General features: G+C 31.1%; 1 protein-coding gene. It reads right to left on the bottom strand.

The genetic code is table 11. The annotated features are described in order from the left end of the window. Positions 1 to 69: 69 nt before the first annotated feature. Positions 70 to 390, bottom strand: a complete 321-nt coding sequence (locus ACOSP6_RS01085) for a ribonuclease E inhibitor RraB (RefSeq protein ID WP_422092674.1) — start codon at positions 388 to 390, stop codon at positions 70 to 72. Positions 391 to 495: the final 105 nt, after the last annotated feature.

The following is a 495-nucleotide window of genomic DNA, read 5'->3' as shown; positions in this document are numbered from 1 at the left end:
TAATAAGATTGAATTTCCGGTGAGGAAATTCAGCCGCAATTAATTATACACGTTGTTGTGTACAGTTTTTTATTTCTCAACATCCCATCCATCGTAGAGTTCAATTGAAAAAGATTCAGCCAATTTATTGAATCTCAGGTTGCGTTTATGTAAAACTTCAGGAGTGATAGTCTCAATTTTCTGAATATTCAATTTCCAATCTCCCAATTCAGTTTTATGAAGTACGTTTAATTCAAATCCTTCTTGACTCAAAATTTCTAAAAGCTTTTCTAGTTTATTTTTGTTTTTATCGTAAAAAAAATATCCCCATTTAAGATTTTCATTTGTATTCCAACTGTCTTCAGACATTGAGGTGAATATGTTTTTTATGTTTTGTAGGTCTGATTTCATCTCTCAATTGTACACAACGTATTTGTGTATGATTTTTTGCGGGAAAAGGACGCGAGTTCTTTTCCGATGTTTCGGAAAGATAATTAATAAGATTGAATTTCCGAT

The organism is Tenacibaculum sp. MEBiC06402 (assembly GCF_049239625.1).
In the GTDB taxonomy this organism is placed as follows: Bacteria; Bacteroidota; Bacteroidia; order Flavobacteriales; family Flavobacteriaceae; genus Polaribacter.
The sequence above is the reverse complement of the archived record's forward strand: the minus strand, read 5'-3'. Positions and strand labels throughout refer to the sequence as shown.